At 64.7% G+C, this 15,628-nt stretch carries 14 protein-coding genes; 3 read left to right on the top strand and 11 right to left on the bottom strand.

The features are described from left to right. Positions 1–324 precede the first annotated feature (324 nt). From AB7532_RS01445 to sdhC, 4 genes are read right to left on the bottom strand one after another with little or no spacing between them, the layout of a single operon-like run. Positions 325–1,107 (bottom strand): succinate dehydrogenase iron-sulfur subunit, encoded by a 783-nt coding sequence (locus AB7532_RS01445; protein WP_441233062.1) that lies wholly within the window; start codon positions 1,105–1,107, stop codon positions 325–327. 24 nt (positions 1,108–1,131) lie between these two features. Continuing rightward, on the bottom strand, positions 1,132–2,967 hold the full coding sequence (gene sdhA / locus AB7532_RS01440; protein ID WP_441233061.1) for a succinate dehydrogenase flavoprotein subunit: 1,836 nt from the start codon (positions 2,965–2,967) through the stop codon (positions 1,132–1,134). Positions 2,968–2,970: 3 nt separating this feature from the next. Continuing rightward, positions 2,971–3,375 (bottom strand): succinate dehydrogenase, hydrophobic membrane anchor protein, encoded by a 405-nt coding sequence (sdhD, locus tag AB7532_RS01435; RefSeq protein ID WP_441233060.1) that lies wholly within the window; start codon positions 3,373–3,375, stop codon positions 2,971–2,973. After that, complete coding sequence (sdhC, locus tag AB7532_RS01430; RefSeq protein ID WP_441233059.1) at positions 3,372–3,770, bottom strand: succinate dehydrogenase, cytochrome b556 subunit; 399 nt, start codon at positions 3,768–3,770, stop codon at positions 3,372–3,374. Before sdhC ends, sdhD begins: the two co-directional genes overlap by 4 nt. Positions 3,771–4,276: 506 nt before the next feature. Between sdhC and AB7532_RS01425 the strand changes: the two genes are divergently transcribed. Next, positions 4,277–5,137 (top strand): sulfite exporter TauE/SafE family protein, encoded by an 861-nt coding sequence (locus AB7532_RS01425; protein ID WP_441233058.1) that lies wholly within the window; start codon positions 4,277–4,279, stop codon positions 5,135–5,137. Positions 5,138–5,190: 53 nt separating this feature from the next. Here the strand turns inward: AB7532_RS01425 and AB7532_RS01420 are convergent, their stop codons facing one another. From AB7532_RS01420 to AB7532_RS01410, 3 genes are all read right to left on the bottom strand, one after another. Beyond that, positions 5,191–6,600 carry an adenylate/guanylate cyclase domain-containing protein gene (locus AB7532_RS01420; protein ID WP_441233057.1) on the bottom strand — a complete coding sequence of 470 codons (1,410 nt, stop codon included), beginning with the start codon at positions 6,598–6,600 and terminating at the stop codon, positions 5,191–5,193. A 62-nt stretch (positions 6,601–6,662) separates the two neighbouring features. After that, complete coding sequence (locus AB7532_RS01415; RefSeq protein ID WP_441233056.1) at positions 6,663–8,030, bottom strand: cytochrome P450; 1,368 nt, start codon at positions 8,028–8,030, stop codon at positions 6,663–6,665. Positions 8,031–8,061: 31 nt separating this feature from the next. Further along, positions 8,062–9,438 carry a hydrolase gene (locus AB7532_RS01410; RefSeq protein ID WP_441233055.1) on the bottom strand — a complete coding sequence of 459 codons (1,377 nt, stop codon included), beginning with the start codon at positions 9,436–9,438 and terminating at the stop codon, positions 8,062–8,064. A gap of 147 nt (positions 9,439–9,585) precedes the next feature. On the opposite strand from AB7532_RS01410, the gene AB7532_RS01405 reads away from it, so the two are divergent. Beyond that, positions 9,586–11,274 carry an MFS transporter gene (locus AB7532_RS01405; RefSeq protein ID WP_441233054.1) on the top strand — a complete coding sequence of 563 codons (1,689 nt, stop codon included), beginning with the start codon at positions 9,586–9,588 and terminating at the stop codon, positions 11,272–11,274. Positions 11,275–11,293: 19 nt separating this feature from the next. Here AB7532_RS01405 and AB7532_RS01400 read toward each other — a convergent pair whose 3' ends face one another. Beyond that, a complete protein-coding gene (locus AB7532_RS01400) occupies positions 11,294–11,506 on the bottom strand; it encodes a hypothetical protein (RefSeq protein ID WP_441233053.1) in 213 nt (70 codons plus the stop codon). 181 nt (positions 11,507–11,687) lie between these two features. Beyond that, on the bottom strand, positions 11,688–11,993 hold the full coding sequence (locus AB7532_RS01395; RefSeq protein ID WP_441233052.1) for a hypothetical protein: 306 nt from the start codon (positions 11,991–11,993) through the stop codon (positions 11,688–11,690). A 253-nt stretch (positions 11,994–12,246) separates the two neighbouring features. On the opposite strand from AB7532_RS01395, the gene AB7532_RS01390 reads away from it, so the two are divergent. Next, positions 12,247–13,305: a polysaccharide deacetylase family protein gene (locus tag AB7532_RS01390; RefSeq protein WP_441233051.1), complete on the top strand. Its 1,059-nt coding sequence runs from the start codon at positions 12,247–12,249 to the stop codon at positions 13,303–13,305. 72 nt (positions 13,306–13,377) lie between these two features. Here the strand turns inward: AB7532_RS01390 and AB7532_RS01385 are convergent, their stop codons facing one another. Beyond that, positions 13,378–13,785: a hypothetical protein gene (locus tag AB7532_RS01385; RefSeq protein WP_441233050.1), complete on the bottom strand. Its 408-nt coding sequence runs from the start codon at positions 13,783–13,785 to the stop codon at positions 13,378–13,380. 109 nt (positions 13,786–13,894) lie between these two features. After that, positions 13,895–15,553, bottom strand: coding sequence for a hypothetical protein (locus AB7532_RS01380; protein WP_441233049.1), 1,659 nt, complete (start codon positions 15,551–15,553; stop codon positions 13,895–13,897). Positions 15,554–15,628: the final 75 nt, after the last annotated feature.

Here is a 15,628-nt window from a genome sequence, read left to right as displayed (position 1 = left end):
CGCCGGGAAGGAAGCGGCTTGTGCCGGTAATCTTTGGTTGTATCCCGCCAGTTCACCCGCAGGGCGAATTGCAGAAAATTCTGCTCAAACTGGCGTTGATCGTAGAATGCCCCCATCGTGGCGATGCGCGACCTGAGCGCGCGCCTCGTCCTTCGAGACGACCGCTTCGCGGTCTCCTCAGGATGAGGCTAAGCCGCATCTGCGCTCGTCAAAACTGCGGCCACGCATTCGGTCCTCATCCTGAAGGCCCGCCAATGGCGGGCGTCTCGAAGGATGGCCACAGGGGAAGCGCTTCCGGCGGCCGGGGCGTAGCGTGAACGAGGCCTAGATCTGGCGCTCGACCATCTTGAGCTTGAGCTCGGCGATGGCTTCGGCCGGGTTGAGGCCCTTCGGGCAGGCCTTGGCGCAGTTCATGATGGTGTGGCAGCGGTAGAGCCGGAACGGATCCTCGAGATTGTCGAGCCGCTCGCCGGTCGCCTCGTCGCGGGAGTCGGAGACCCAGCGATTGGCCTGGAGCAGAGCGGCCGGGCCGAGATAGCGGTCGCTGTTCCACCAATAGCTCGGGCACGAGGTCGAGCAGCAGGCGCAGAGGATGCACTCGTAGAGGCCGTCGAGCTTCTCGCGGTCCTCGTGGCTCTGCTTCCATTCCTTTTGCGGCGTCGGCGACGTCGTTTTCAGCCATGGCTCGATGGAGGCGTACTGCGCGTAGAAATTGGTCAGGTCGGGGACGAGGTCCTTCACCACCGGCTGGTGCGGCAACGGATTGATCTTGACCGCGCCGTCCTTCACGTCGTGCATCGAGCGGGTGCAGGCCAGCGTGTTCTGGCCGTCGATGTTCATGGCGCAGGAGCCGCAGACGCCTTCGCGGCAGGAGCGGCGGAACGTCAGCGACGGATCGATGTGGTTCTTGATCCAGATCAGGCCGTCCAGCACCATCGGACCGCAATCATTGGTGTCGACGTGATAGGTGTCGACGCTCGGGTTCTTGCCGTCATCCGGATTCCAGCGATAGACGCGGAACTCGCGCGTTTCGGTCGCGCCCGCGGGCTTCGGCCAGGTCTTGCCGCCGGTGATCTTGGAGTTCTTCGGAAGTGCGAATTCAACCATTCGATTAGGGCCTTCGCTGTTCGCTCAGTACACGCGCGCTTTGGGCGGGATGTACTGCACGTCGTTGGTCATGGTGTAGTCGTGAACCGGGCGGTACTCGATCTTGACCTTGCCGGCATCGTCCAGCCAGGCCAGCGTGTGCTTCATCCAGTTCTTGTCGTCGCGGTCGGAGAAATCCTCGCGGGCATGCGCGCCGCGGCTCTCGGTGCGGTTGGCGGCCGAGTTCATCGTCACCACCGCCTGCGAGATCAGATTGTCGAACTCCAGCGTCTCGACGAGGTCCGAATTCCACACCAGCGAGCGGTCGGACACGGCGATGTCGGTGATGCCGCTGTGGACCTTCTCGATCAGGTCCTGGCCTTCGCTCAGGATGTCGCCGGTGCGGAACACCGCGCAATTGTTCTGCATCACATGCTGCATGCCTTCGCGCAGCTTCGCGGTCGGCGTGCCGCCGGAGGCGTAGCGGTAATGGTCGAGGCGGCCGAGCGCGAGATCGGACGAATTCGCCGGCAGCTCCGGCTGCGTGGCGTTCGGCGTCAGCTTCTCGGCGAGGCGGAGCGCTGCGGCGCGGCCGAACACGACGAGGTCGATCAGCGAGTTGGAGCCGAGCCGGTTGGCGCCGTGCACGGAGACGCAGGCGGCTTCGCCGATCGCCATCAGGCCCGGAATGGTGGCGTTGTCGTCGCCATCCCGCTTGGTCAGCACTTCGCCATGATAGTTCGTGGGGATGCCGCCCATGTTGTAGTGCACGGTCGGCACGATCGGGATCGGCTCGCGCGTCACGTCGACATTGGCGAAGATTTTTGCGGATTCGGAGATGCCCGGCAGGCGCTCGGCGAGCACCGCGGGATCGAGATGGTCGAGATGAAGGAAGATGTGGTCCTTCTTCTTGCCGACGCCGCGGCCTTCGCGGATCTCGATGGTCATTGCGCGCGAGACGACGTCGCGCGACGCCAGATCCTTCGCGGACGGCGCATAGCGCTCCATGAAGCGCTCGCCTTCGGAGTTGACGAGATAACCGCCTTCGCCGCGCGCGCCTTCGGTCACGAGGCAGCCCGAGCCGTAGATGCCGGTCGGGTGGAACTGCACGAACTCCATGTCCTGCATCGGCAGGCCGGCGCGCAGCACCATGCCGCCGCCGTCGCCGGTGCAGGTGTGCGCCGAAGTGCAGGAGGCGTAGGCGCGGCCATAGCCGCCGGTGGCGAGGATCACGGTCTGGGCGCGGAAACGGTGCAGCGTGCCGTCGTCGAGCTTGAGCGCGATGACGCCGCGGCAGGTGCCCTGGTCGTCCATGATTAGATCGATGGCGAAGAATTCGATGAAGAACTCGGCCGCATGGCGCAGCGACTGGCCGTACATCGTGTGCAGCATGGCGTGACCGGTGCGGTCGGCGGCGGCGCAGGTGCGCTGCGCCTGGCCCTTGCCGTAATCCATGGTCATGCCGCCGAACGGGCGCTGGTAGATCTTGCCGTCCTCGGTGCGCGAGAACGGCACGCCCCAATGCTCGAGCTCGTAGACCGCCTCGGGCGCGTTGCGCACCATGTATTCGATCGCGTCCTGGTCGCCGAGCCAGTCCGACCCCTTCACGGTGTCGTACATGTGCCAGCGCCAGTCGTCCTTGTGCATGTTGCCGAGCGAGGCGGAGATGCCGCCCTGTGCCGCGACGGTGTGCGAGCGGGTCGGAAACACCTTGGTGATGCAGGCGGTCTTCAGGCCGGCCTCGCTGCAGCCGACCGTGGCGCGCAGGCCCGCGCCGCCGGCGCCGACCACGACGACGTCATAGGTGTGGTCTTCGATCGGATAGGCTTTGCCGTTGGTGGCGGGAGCGCCGTTGCCCTTGCCATTCGTCGCTGTGACCATGGCTTACACTCCGGATGAAAGTTTCAGGATCGCATAGGTCGCGGCGAGCGCGACGGCGATCGAGAAGAAATTATTGAGCATGACCGAGATGAGCTTCAGCTTCTCGTTATGAATGTAGTCCTCGATCACCACCTGCATGCCGATCTTCATGTGCCAGGCGCTGGCGAAGATGAAGAGCAGCAGGATCACGGCGACGGGCAGCGAGCTGAGGACCAGCTTGGCGCCGGCCTGGTTGCTGCCGAGCGTCATCATGACGACGACCAGCACCGGGATCATCAGCAGCGTCATGGCGACGCCGGTGATGCGCTGGCGCCAGAAATCGGACGTGCCGGAATGGGCGGCGCCGAGGTTGCGGACGCGGCCGAGCGGGGTGCGCATGCTGCGCCTGGGCGTATCGCCTGTGCTCATCGTCCGCCTCCGACCGCGTAGGCGATGATCCAGATCAGCACCGTCAGCACGATGCCGCCGATCAGCGCGCCCCAGGTCAGGGCTTCACGCTCATTGGCCTTGAAGCCGTAGCCGAGGTCCCACACGAAGTGCCGGATGCCGCTGAGCATATGGTGCATCAGCGCCCAAGTGTAGCCGAACACGATCAGCCGGCCGATGATGCTGCCGGTGAAGGCCTGGACATGGGCATAGGCGGCGGGGCCGGAGGCCGCCGCGACCAGCCACCAGACCAGCAGCAGGGTTCCGACGTAAAGGGCGATGCCGGTGGCGCGATGGACGATGGACAGCGCCATCGTCAGCGTCCAGCGGTAGACTTGCATGTGGGGTGAAAGCGGTCGTTCGATCCGTGCGGTCATGGGCTTTTGATGTTATGGCGGCCCAGCAGAGGGCGCGCGGAGATCGCGAAGGGTTGGCTCTATTTACGGAGTCGGTTTGGCCTGCGCAATCACCAAATCGCCATAAATCGAACCGGCGTTCAGCTCTAGACCCTTGATGTAACAGGGCCAATCGGGGGCTTGGTATACCAGAGCCTTGGCCTATCATCCAAATTCCGAATACATATTCGTTTCTTCAGGTGCGCGCCCGAAGCATTGAAATCGCTATTGGAACACCTCTAAACGGACCATGCCGTCCAAATCGCCGAAGGGGATCGGCTGACCGGCCTCCCTGGTCGTTCGTGCGGCCTGGACCTGCAGCCCCATCCGGTTTTGCGGCCGGTCGCGGATATGCGCAACCTGCATCCCACCCCAGACGGCACGCGCGGCGTGTCGACCGGGCAAATCAGATCGCCTACAGCTTGGCGCGCAGCGACCTCCGAGCGCGCGTCTCGGCGACGCTGCGACCAGTCGCCGGGGCAGGTCAGGTGATTGCAGGTCTTGATATCAAGGAGCTCGTCGAGCTCGCGCTGTTGCTGATCGCAACCGGCGCGCTCTCGGGATTTTTGGCCGGCGTGTTCGGCATCGGCGGCGGCGCTATACTCGTGCCGGTGTTTTACGAATGCTTCCGCATCGCCGGGGTGCCGCTCGAAGTGCGAATGCCGCTCTGCATCGGCACCTCGCTTGCCGTGATCATCCCGACCTCAATCCGCTCGTTCCAGGCGCATTACAAGCGCGGCGCCGTGGACATGACGATCCTGCGGGTGTGGTGGCTGCCGATCGTGATCGGCGTCGTCGCCGGCAGCGTGATTGCGCGCTACGCGCCCGAAAAGCTGTTCAAGATCGTATTCGTCTGCGTCGCCTATTCCGCGTCGGCGCGTCTCATCTTCGCCCGCGAGGGCTGGAAGTTCGGCGACGATCTGCCGAAGGGACCGCTGATGCGCGTCTACGGCTTCTGCGTCGGCATCCTCTCGACGCTGATGGGTATCGGCGGCGGCCTGTTCTCGAACCTGCTGATGACGTTCTACGGCCGTCCCATTCATCAGGCGGTGGCGACCTCGTCGGCGCTCGCGGTGCTGATCTCGATCCCCGGCGCGCTCGGCTACATCTATGCGGGCTGGCCGGCGGCGGCGACCTATCCCGGCGTTGCGGCGCTGCAGGCTCCTTTCGCGCTCGGTTACGTCTCGTTGATCGGCGCCGTGCTGGTGATGCCGATGAGCCTCGTCACAGCGCCGCTCGGCGTGCGAGCCGCGCATGCGATGTCGAAGCGAACGCTGGAGGTCGCGTTCGGCTGCTACCTGTTTATCGTGGGCAGCAGGTTCGTGATGAGCTTGGCGGCTGGGCAGTAACCGCCACGAACTCCGTCGCAAGGACGGAGCGTGTGGCGGACGCCGCGAGCCCCTCAGGGAATCTCGTACACCACCATCTTGTCGGCGATGCCGCGCAGCGCGGCCTGTTTCTGGATCGGCTTGATCGCACGCTGTTCCAGCACCGCCGCGACCGCGGGTGCATCCAGCACCGGCCCGGTGATGTGGATCTCCTGCGCCGTCGACAGGCTCTGCACGCGGGCGGCGATGTTGACGGTCTGGCCGAAATAATCCTGCCGCTCGTTCAGCATCACCGCAAGGCACGGCCCTTCGTGGATGCCGATCTTGACGATGAGATCCGCCGTCTCGCGCTTCTTGTTGAGCTCCTCCATCGCCGCGCGCATCCGCAGGCCGGCCACGATCGCATGTTCGGGGCGGACGAAGGTCGCCATCACGGCGTCGCCGATCGTCTTCACCACCGCACCCTTTTCGGACGAGATGATCTCGAGCAATGCATGGAAATGCGCGCGCACGAGATCGAACGCGGCGAGATCGCCGACACGCTCGTAGAGCGCCGTCGAGCCCTTCAGATCGGTGAACAGGAACGTGAGCGACGTGATCTGGAGTCGCTGGTCGAGACTGAGATTGTCCGCCTTGAAGACGTCGCGAAAGGTCTGGTTCGACAGCATCCGCTTGGCGGTCAGGAACGGCTTGCGCTTGCCGATGAGGTGGTGAAGCGCCTCGGCCGCGATGAACACCGACGGCAGCACGCGCACACCGGCCTGGTTTTCCATCGACAACCGCAGCGGACCCGGCCGCATCGTCGTGGTCCCCGTTGGCGCCTGCACCCTGTTGTACATGATGGCGAGTTGCTGGCGGTCCTTGGTCGGTTCGCCCTGCACGTCGATGAAATGCGCCGCGTGTGTCACCGGCTCGAAGATGATGATGAAGTCATTCGGCAGTTGCAGCGACATCGTCGCCTTCTCGCCGGCCGGCAGCTCCATCGTGTCGAGCGTCACCTCGTTCGCCAGCGTCGCAAACGATTCCTTGTTGAAGTCGACGCCGGAACTCCAGAACACTTGCTTGAAATACTCCCACACCGGAAGCGTGTCGGGATCGTGCGCCGCAATGCGCCGGACGCGCGGATTCACGGTGAAGGAGACCTCGACCTGATCGTCGACGGAAGCCTTGTAGCCGCAGGCGCAGAGCGCGCAGTGGTAATCGTCCGGCTTCAGCGCCTTCAGCGTCGAGTGAGCGCCAAGCACGCCGCCGCAGCCCGGACACAGCACGTTCCAGCCGAGATCGAACAGCCCAAGCCGGGCCGAATGCAGAAAGCCCGAGATCGCGTGCTCTTCGTCGAGGCCATGCAGCGTGGCGAAGTCGAGCACATTGACGCGGTTGAGCTCGTGATCCTCGCCGTCCTTGATCAAACGCGAGATCGCGTCGACCACCTTCGTATCGGCGGTCTGCTTGAGAACGGAAATCTGGGCCTGGATGTCGCTCATCGTGTTACCTTTGGCGCAACTCTATCTCGGGTGGATCACGCGACCGGCCAGACGAATGTCTGTCACCGACGCGAGATGCTGAACAGGGGTGAGCGGTTCGGCTGGGTGGTGACGACACCGAGCGGGATCACGGGATCCCTGTCGGCGAGCTCGACGCGGAATGCGCCGATCAGCCGGGCCAAAGCCAGCACGGATTCGGCTTGCGCGAACGGCGCACCGATGCAGACGCGCGGACCCGCGCCGAACGGCAGATAGGCGAAACGATCAGGCGCCTCTTTCGTCATGAAACGCTTGGGAATGAACGCGTTCGGCTGATCCCACAGCTTCTCATGCCGGTGCAGCAGCCACGGCGCGATCATGATGATGTCACCCTTGCCGATCTCGACACCGGCGGCATTGTCCTTCTCGCGCGCGGCACGCGCGACCAGAAAGGCCGGCGGATAGAGCCGCATGGTCTCGTCGATCACGGCGCGGGTGAATTTCTGGCGATCGATCTCGGCCATGCTATCGAGATGCTCGCCACGCGTCTCTGAGGCGACCTCTTCCTGCGTCTCCGGATCGAGCGCGAGCAGATAGAGCGCCCAGAACAGCGCGGTTGCGGTGGTCTCGTGACCCGCGAGGATCATGGTCGCGACCTCGTCGACGAGCTGCTCGTCGGAAAAACCCTTGCCGGTTTCCGGATCGCGCGCCTCGTCCATGAGATCGAACAGGTCGCGCGGCGGCGCGCCGTCCTTCTTGCCCATCCTGCGCCGCTCGGCGATCAGCATGGCGACGAATTCGGTCCAGCGCTTGCGGAAACGGGCGCGCGCCCGATCCATCGGGGTCGGCCAGGACACCGGCAGCAGCATGTCGAGAAGATACGGCCGTCCGAGCCGCTCGCCATACTCCATCACGAAATTGCGCAGGGTCGCACCGTGCCGGTCCATGCCGAACGAGAACATCGTTCGCCCGGCGATCTCGAGCGTCATGCGCTGCATGATCTCGCGCAGATCGACCGGCGCGCCGGTCAGCGTATCAAGCTTCGCAATGGTTTCGTCGAGCACCGCCGTCATGTGCGGAACGAGGTTCGCGGTCGCACGCGGCGTGAAGGCAGGCGCGAGCGTTCTGCGTTGAAATGTCCAGTCGTGACCTTCGGCGATCAGGAGGCCTTCGCCGAGCACGGGCCGCAACATGCGGATGCCCGCCGGCGTGCGCGAATAATTCTCGTAATTGCTGAGCAGGACGTGCCGGATCGCATCCGGCCGGTTCAGGATGAAACTGTGACGGAGGAGGAAGCGGCCCTTGATGACGTCTTCTTCATAGGCACGCTGCCCCCAGGTCGCGATCATGTTCTGCCGGATCACGGAGAGCCGGCCGAAGAACGACATGTCGTCGGGCGCACGCGGCGGCGCCGGAGGGATGATGGGCCGACGCACGCTGGCGATGTTCATGGCTCCCTCCCGATGTAACCCAGGCAAATAGCTAGTAAGTCAGCTCGGCAATCGCAATCCTGTTCTCGGAAGCAGGCCAGAGGCGCGCCACAATTCGTTCTTCGCCGAACTGGGCCACGATGTTACGCCCGACCTCGCTGGCTGGAAGCCGCAATGTTGCTGCCGAATCCGTGGGCACGCCCGGCTTGACGTCGGCCGGCTCCTTGCCGTCGAACAGCACCACGTCGCGCGGCACACCGAAATAGCCCCGCGGGCGTGACATGATCAGGACGGCGCCCGCGTCCTTGTCCGCCGGCCCAAGCGGGCGTGCGGCACGCAGGTGCACGACGTCGGACGAGCGCGGGAACGGCGAGCGGTAGATATGCGTCGTCGGCGCATCCGGCGATGTCAGGACGAATTCAAGCGTCCAGGCCGGATCGACTTGCGCCGGTCCCCAACGGCCATCGGCGCCGGTCTTCGTGCTGTGCACGGCATTGCCTTTGCGCTCACCGGTATCAGCGTCGACGCGGAAGACATCGACAGTTGCACCCGCGACCGGACGATTGGTCGGCGCGCCCCCAGGTGTCCCGGTGACGAGCCCGCTCAGCCTGACGCTTGGCTCCGCCAAGATCGCAATCCGCGCGGGCTCGCGTCCCGCGATGAACTTGTAGATCTCGCGGAACGCGCGCGGGTGAAACGCCACCTCGCGATGGTCGAGCGCGCCGAGCACGAGGTTGGTCGCGCCCTTCAGCTCCGGCCCCGCGACGGTCACACCCGTCGGCGTGCCCGGCTTGCCGATGAATCGCCCGTCGGCTTGCGCGTATTTGTCCATGCCGTCGCTGCGCAGCGTCAGGAAGGCCACGCCCGGCGTCACCTCGCTCTCGCCCTCGTTGAGACCGCGCAGAAATGTACCGCCACCGTTGAACTCGTTGTTCGGCTGGTCCTCGGTCGCGAACACGCCGTGATTGGGTGTGCCGCAGAGGACGGCGTGGCTGACATCGCCGACGCCGCCGTTCCTGATGACGTTGCGGATCGCATAGCCGCCGCGCGAACTACCGACCAGCGCCACGCGCGATGCGCCGGTGCGGCGCTTGAGCTCGGCAATGGCAGCAGAGAGCTCGCGGCGCTGATCTTCGGTCGAGGAGCGGTTCGCCTGCTCGACCTTGTCGTCGCTGCGCGCGTTGGGATCGGTGAAATTGATGGCCGCCATGCGATCGCGCGCGATGCCGTTGGATTCCATCCGCCACATCGTGGTCATCCAGAGCGCGTCGTAGTCGCCATTGCCATGGACGAACAGGATCGGGGGCGGCGGGTCCAGAGGCAGCGCAGCCGCCGGCGCAGATTGCGCCAACGCGCCCGCCCGCAGGCTCGCAACTGCGAAAGGCAAGCTGCCCGCCCCCTGCAAGATCATCCGTCGCGACAGCTTCATCTGTTCCTCCCCGGCAAAACCATCTTTGCACCGCTTATACCGGCCTAACCACTGGACAGCGAAGGACTTTCGCAGGCATCACTGAACTTGCCGGAATCACCCGAGACCAATCGAAGATCATTTCTGCCAGCCCATTTGGAAGGGGATATGACCGAGCAGCCGAACCGTCAGACCTTCGCCGGCGACGGCATCGCCGCACCCCTGCGGTACACCGTATTCCGGCGCATCTGGCTCGCCAGCCTGCTCTCCAATCTCGGCCTGCTGATCCAGGGCGTGGGCGCGGCCTGGGCGATGACGCAGATGGCGGCTTCGGCGGACAAGGTCGCGCTGGTGCAGACCGCGCTGATGCTGCCGATCATGCTGATCTCGATGCCGGCCGGCGCCATCGCCGACATGTATGACCGCCGCATCGTGAGCCTGATCGCACTCCTGATCGCACTGATCGGCGCAACCGCGCTCACTGTGCTGGCCTGGCTCAACCTCATCACCCCGGAATTGCTGCTCGCCTTCTGCTTCGTCGTCGGCAGCGGCAACGCGCTGTTCGGCCCGGCCTGGCAGTCTTCGGTCAGCGAACAGGTGCCGCCCGACGCGCTGCCGTCGGCGGTTGCGCTCAACGGCATCAGCTACAACATCGCGCGCAGCTTCGGTCCCGCGGTCGGCGGCGTCATCGTCGCCTCGCTCGGCGCTGTCGCCGCCTTTGCCTGCAACGCAATCCTCTATGTGCCGCTTCTGGTGGTGCTGCTGCTCTGGCGGCGCAACACCGAGCCCTCGCGCCTGCCGCGAGAGAAGCTCAACCGCGCCATGGTCTCAGGCTTCCGCTACATCACCAATTCGCCGCCGATCAAGATCGTGCTGTTGCGCACATTGGTGATGGGCCTGATCGGCGGCGCCATCATGGCGCTGATGCCGCTGGTCGCGCGCGACCTGCTGCACGGCGGCGCGCAGACCTACGGCATTATGCTCGGCGCTTTCGGCATGGGCGCCGTGGTCGGCGCACTCAACATCCACGAATTGCGCAAGCGCATGAGCGGCGAGGCCGCGATCCGCGCCTGCACCATCTCGATGGCATTCGCGATGGCCGCGCTTGCCGTCAGCAGCGAGCCGGTGCTGACGGCGGCCGCGCTGGTGCTGGCGGGCGCGGTCTGGATGGCGGCGGTCGCACTGTTCAATATCGGCGTGCAGCTCTCGGCGCCGCGCTGGGTCGCGGGCCGTTCGCTCGCGGCGTTCCAGGCCTCGATTTCCGGCGGCATCGCGATCGGCGCCTGGGGCTGGGGCCATCTCACCGACTATGCCGGTGTCGAGGTCGCGTTGCTGACCGCCGCCGGCCTGATGCTGATCTCGCCGCTGCTCGGATTGTGGCTGACGATGCCGCGCGTCGGCGCCCGCAACGAGGATGCCGACGTTCTGGCCGATCCGGAGGTGAAGCTGTCGATCACCGGCCGCAGCGGGCCGCTGGTGGTCGAGATCGAGTATCGCGTCGCGCAGGAGAACGCGCGCGCCTTCCACAATGTGATGCAGGACGTGCAGCTCTCACGGCAACGCAACGGCGCCTACGGCTGGTCGATCGCGCGCGACATCGCCGATCCGGAATTGTGGACCGAGCGCTATCACTGCCCGACCTGGTTCGACTATCTGCGCCAGCGCAACCGCTCGACCCAGTCCGAACGCGCGCTGCATCAGCAGGCGATCGAGTACCACATGGGCCCCGATCCGGTGCGGATCCGCCGGATGCTGGAGCGACCGTTCGGCTCGGTGCGCTGGAAGGAAGAGACACCGGATCGTGCGAGTGCGGAGGTGCTGCCGGTGGTGGCGACCGCGGCGGGGAGCAGCACGTAGGTCGCTGCTACGGGAATCACTACTGCCCGTGATCCTTGAGAACCTTGTCGCAACCCTTGCTGATCCGCGTGCGGTTCTCCTTCAAACACGCCAGCACGGCGCCATCGCCATTGTTCATCACAGGACGGCAGAAGCGGGTGACATCGCGCGCACAGGCATCGTGGCCGGGCTGCTGCGCCGAGGCGGCGGATGCGCACAGGAGCAAAGGAAGAATGAAAAAGAATCTGGTCATCGCGTAATGCCTCTTACCCGGAAGAACGTGCGGGCGAAGCTAGTGCGACGATCCCTGGGCCGCAACGGCTTTATTGGCAGGCTGCATCTTCGCCGCCGCGTGGCCCCGGCTTGACGCCGGGGCACATCGCGAGGGGAGCTAACCGACGCAACGATCTTGAGTTGCGCTCTTACTGGCTGTCTTACTGGTCTTGGGCGTCAGCGACCTTGCGGGACGCGCCCTTGGCGAGATCCTTGTCCATCACCGCGCGGCAGCCGACGCTCAGATCCGCACGATGCTTCATCATGCACGCGGTGATCTTCGGGATGTTGGGGATTTCCGCCGAGCACAGACGGAAGGCATCGCCGGTGCACTGCTGCTGCGCCTCGGACGAGAAGGCGAAGCTCGAGGTCGTCGAAACGATGGAAACGATGGCGGCAAAGCCCAGGGCCAGGCTGGTGTCGCGGATCTTGGTGGTCAGGGACTTGCTGTTCACAGTGGTGGTCATTTGAAGCTCCCATTGGCACCGCCGAAGCGGGGCCCGTTGTTGATGGGAACTACGATGCTCCACCAAAACAGTTTCTACTGTGATGATGGTCACGGGCCGCACCCCAATTGTGACATCGGTCACATTGGCGCATCCAGCTGAAAATCCGGCGCAAACGCCGTCGTGTTGGTGTCACGTTAACTGTTCCTTCGCATTAATGGCTCGGCACGCGGGAAATTCCGCAGGTTTGGTTGCGTAATTGGAAAGAATAGCGATGCGTAATGCGTTGGGCCTGATGCTGGCCAGTGTAGTTGCGGCGGTCGTGATTGCCGCCGGCGGTTGGTTTTATTATTCCTCGCGCGCCGATCAGGGCGCTCCCAAGACAGTTGCCGCCCGTGCTGCCGATCCATTGCCGGCACCGGCGAAGCTCGCCGCCAAGGATGACGTCCAGACCACCGCGACGATCGCGGCCAAGCCGGCGGCATTTGCGCAGGCAGCACCCGCGCCTGCTCCGGCTGTAGCGGCGCAGCCGAAACAGGCCTGCGCCAATCCGAACGCACTGGGTGTCTCCCGCGTCGTCGAGATCGACACCACCGGCGGCCCCGGCTTCGGCTTCGAGACCTTCAAGCAGTTCGACTTCCTCACCGACAAGGAGGTCGTGCTGACCTTCGACGACAGCCCGTGGCCGGTGAACACGCCCGCCGTGCTGAAGGCGCTCGCGGAGGAATGCACCAAGGGCCTGTTCTTCTCGGTCGGCAAGCACGCCGCCTGGCATCCGGAAATCCTGCGCCAGGTGCTGGCCCAGGGCCACACGGTCGGCACGCACACCTGGTCGCATCTCAATCTCAACGGCAAGAAGATGACGGAGCAGCAGGCCAAGGACGAGATCGAGAAGGGGTTCAGCGCCGTGAAGCTCGCGCTCGGCACCAACCCGGCGCCGTTCTTCCGCTTCCCGCAGCTTCAGCACAATCCGGCGATGGTGACCTATCTCGGCACCCGCAACGTCGCGATGTGGTCGACCGACCTCGACTCCTTCGACTTCAGGAAGGGCGCCACGCCCGAGAAGATCGTCAACACGGTGATGACCAAGCTCGACAAGCTCGGCAAGGGTATCGTCCTGATGCACGACTTCCAGAAGAACACAGGTGAGGCGCTGCCGTCGCTGCTCGCACGGCTGAAGGCCGGCGGCTACAAGATCGTGCAGATCAAGGCCAAGACCACCTTCCAGTCGCTGCCGGAATATGACGAAGCGGTGCTGAAGGAATTGAAGGTGCCGACCGCGAGCACGACCACACGTCCGATCTCCAGCGTGGTGCAGACGGTTTCGCAGTAAGCGCCATTCATCCTGCGATATGCGCATGGCCGGGCTTTCGCCCGGCCATTTGCTTTTGGAGGAAGCCGCAGATCACCAATAGATGCCGTGGCGATGCAGCTCGCTGATGATGCGGCGCTCGGTCCATTCGTGCTTGCGCTTCGGCTTCTCCGCCTTTGCAGTCTTCGCGGACCTGGTCGTCGCGACAGGGGCCGAGGCCGTCGTTGGCGTGGTCACGGCAGGCGCGGTCGCCGCAGCAGGCGCGGGAGCGGGCGCAGCGGCCGGGGCAGGCGGAGCCGGGATTGCCGGCGGGCGATCGACGTATTTCGGAAGCTCGACGGCCGGCGCGACTTCGCTGATTTGCGTCGTGGTGGCCGATGTCGTCGTGACTTGCGAAGCGGCGCTGTGGTCGCTCGCCGCTGACATCGACAGGCTGCGGTCACCAGCCTGGGCAGATGCGGAGGCCAGGACCATGGCGGCAACCCAAATGATCTTGCGCATGTGAAATCTCCCCGTGTTTGCGTGACAGGGACATTACGGGAGACGCCTCCCGGGTTATGTGATCAAACTCACATCGACCTCAGCTTCCTTCGAACCCACCAGACCGCCATCAGCACCCGCGCCGATAGACCCGCAGGGTTACGTCCGGAAATGTCTGGGTATCGAGGACGCAGAGCCCCTTGTCTGCATCCATGCGGGCAATGAGCTCGTCGCCGACGCGCGGCCCGACCAGCGTGTGCGGGATCGAGCTCGAGAGCACGAGGATTTCCGACTTCAACAACGCATCGCCGGTTTCCTGTGCGCTCCGGTGATACAGCTCGTTGCGAATGACGAGACTCGTCTTCGCCTGCGCGGCATAGAGCTGGATGGTTGCCGACGTCACCGGATAGGGGCTCGAAAAACCGACAATGAGCGGGCTGGGCTTTTCCGGCTTGATGTCGCGCAGCAGCGACCACAGCCGCCCGGTCGCAAGGCGAATGCTTTCCTGCTGCTGCGCGCTCAGCGGTGTCGCCATGCTGATGGGACCGATGACGACGTGCCTGACGAAGAGCTGGACGATAAAGGCGAGCGCCAGCACCCGGACGGCAATGGGCAGATAGCGGCGGATGTCGTTGCCGAGACCGACGCGGGCAAGCAACGCTTCGCTGAGCTCCAGACTGGCGCAGCCATTGAGCACCATCGCGACGATGAACAGGCCATAGAACATCGCGCCGAAATAATAGGTCTTGATCGCCGCGACGGAGGGAATGGCGTAGGCGATCAGCACGGCCGCGAGCAGGACGATGGCGTCGCGCAACGCCGCTCTGCCGTGAAGGGCCGCGAGCACCAGACGCAGCAGCATCAAGGCCACGCCGATGGCAAACCAGTAATGCAGGCCGAACTGGCCCTCGCCACCGATCGAGAAGCGCAGCAATCCCGCCGAAAAACTTTCACCTGTCGTCCAGAGATCGCGCTGGCCGATGAACACATGGAGAATGTAGGTGACGGTCTCGAACAGCGCCGGCCCGATCAGGAGCGCCGTGGTCGCGATCAGCGGCAGCACGAACCACAAGAGCGCACTGAACGCCTTGCGGATCGACGGCCGCAATCCGCCCGCCGCGATGCAGTCGACAAACAGCCGGATCGCAAATGCGCACCCAAGCAAAGCCAGCGCGGCAAAGAACGCCGTCGGCTTGACGCTGACGGCCAGTGCGCAGGCCACGCCGAGACCGGCCAGTGCGCGCGCGCTGCGATCGAGCACGCCGCGGTGAACGATCGCCCCGGCAGCAAGGCCGATGGCAAGACCCGAAGGCAGATCCGGTCGCGCCTCGGTCACCGTGTGCCACAGCACCGGCACACACGGCACCGCGATCAGGCACACCGCGATCTCGAGCACCGGCCGGTGCCAGACCAGCCAGACGATCCCGAGCAGGAATACAAAGACGATCACGGCGTGGACGAGATAAGGCCCGATGAAGCTGCCGGGAAACAGCGCAAGCCCGATGACCGCCACGAGCGTCGAGAACGGCGCGTGGTCGTGCAGCAGAGCCCAGACGCTGGCGAAGATGCTCCGGTCGGTTGCAGCATTCATCCACCTGACGGCATCGAGAAAATAGGAGACGTCGTCGTAGAGTGGCGGGACAGAGAGCCGGCCCTGCAGCGTTGAGGCTTCGATCGATCGCGAGGCGACGATGGCCGTGATGCATGCCGCGAGAATGACGAGACCGGAGATCCGCAGCCAATTGTTCTGATCGGCCTTGTTCTCCGTACCCACCACTTGCCCCGTCACGTGCGCTTTCTCAGCGGCGCATCGTAGTGACACGAGCACGGAGCGCAACGCGCGAGCCGGGTTCGGTGGGCAGAT

Origin of the sequence: Bradyrhizobium sp. 930_D9_N1_4 (assembly GCF_052076015.1) — a bacterium.
GTDB lineage: Bacteria > Pseudomonadota > Alphaproteobacteria > Rhizobiales > Xanthobacteraceae > Bradyrhizobium.
Note: the sequence above shows the minus strand (reverse complement) of the source record. Positions and strands in the feature narration are given on the sequence as shown.